Consider the following 1,190-nt stretch of genomic DNA (forward strand, 5'->3'; position numbering starts at 1 on the left):
GACGAGTTGACGCGGTTCGACGCCGTTGTTCTGGATCCGCCTCGCGCGGGGCCGAAGCGCAGGTCGCCCAGCTGGTTCAGGCCAAACGCCCGGTCATTGCCTATGTATCCTGTAACCCGGTGACCTTTGCGCGCGACGCAAAAACCATTGTTAACGCGGGTTACACCCTTGAATGGGTACAGGTCGTTGACCAATTTCGATGGTCGTCACATACGGAACTTGCGGCGCGGTTTGTGCTGAACCCCGCATCTTGAGCAGACAGGAGACAGGCAGAATGGGGTTCAGACAGCGTTTGCTGACCGTTATCGAGGCTCCGGCTTTCAGCCGCTTCATCACTGGTGTGATCATCTTCAACGCCGTGCTGTTGGGCATGGAGACATCACCGACGCTGATGGAACAGGCCGGGCCGCTGATCGTTTCTCGATCAGGTCTGCCTGGCGATTTTCGTTGCCGAAATCGGCTCAAAACTAATCGTCACAGGGCGCAGGTTTTCACAAGTGGCTGGAACATCTTTGATTTCGTGATCGTCGGCATCGCTCTGATCCCAGGCGGCGGGGGTCTGTCGGTGCTGCGAGCGCTGCGAATCCTGCGGGTGTTGCGGGTCATTTCCGTTGCCCCGCGATTGCGCCGCGTGGTCGAGGGTTCATTTCAGCACTACCCGGAATGGCCAGTGTCTTCCTGCTGATGGCCATCCTGTTTTACATCGGCGCGGTGATCGCAACCAAACTGTTCTCACAGTCCTTCCCCGTATGGTTCGGCGATCTTGGTCTGTCGGCCTACACCCTGTTCCAGATCATGACGCTGGAAAGCTGGTCCATGGGGATCGTTCGGCCGGTGATGGATGTGTACCCGTATGCCTGGATGTTCTTTGTGCCCTTCATCATGGTCACAACCTTTGCGGTGGTGAACTTGCTTGTGGGTCTGATCGTGAACTCGATGCAGGACGCCCATCATGCCGAGGATGAAGTGAAAACCGATGCTTATCGCGATCAGGTGCTGGAGCGGCTGGAAATCATCGAACGCCACTTAATTGAGCAGTCGAACATGAAAAAGTGATTTCAGTTTATTGTTTTTTGGCATAATAGTTCCCCAAAAAACAGCAGGCAGTGAAAACATGGATCGTCGAGCATTTGGATTGGGGGCAATGGCAACGCTGAGCTTATCGGCTTGTGCCTCAGCCAGCCCAAAAT

At 55.3% G+C, this 1,190-nt stretch carries 2 protein-coding genes and 1 pseudogene; all 3 read left to right on the forward strand.

The annotated features are described in order from the left end of the window. Positions 1–254 (forward strand): annotated as a pseudogene (locus ACR3EN_RS21510) (class I SAM-dependent RNA methyltransferase); the annotation flags it as partial. A gap of 20 nt (positions 255–274) precedes the next feature. Beyond that, entirely contained in the window at positions 275–685 is a 411-nt protein-coding gene (locus ACR3EN_RS21515; RefSeq protein ID WP_480918574.1) for an ion transporter, read from the forward strand. Continuing rightward, positions 664–1,056: an ion transporter gene (locus tag ACR3EN_RS21520; RefSeq protein ID WP_480918575.1), complete on the forward strand. Its 393-nt coding sequence runs from the start codon at positions 664–666 to the stop codon at positions 1,054–1,056. Before ACR3EN_RS21515 ends, ACR3EN_RS21520 begins: the two co-directional genes overlap by 22 nt. The last annotated feature ends 134 nt before the right edge of the window (positions 1,057–1,190 follow it).

The sequence above is a fragment of the Ruegeria sp. G7 genome, assembly GCF_056535465.1.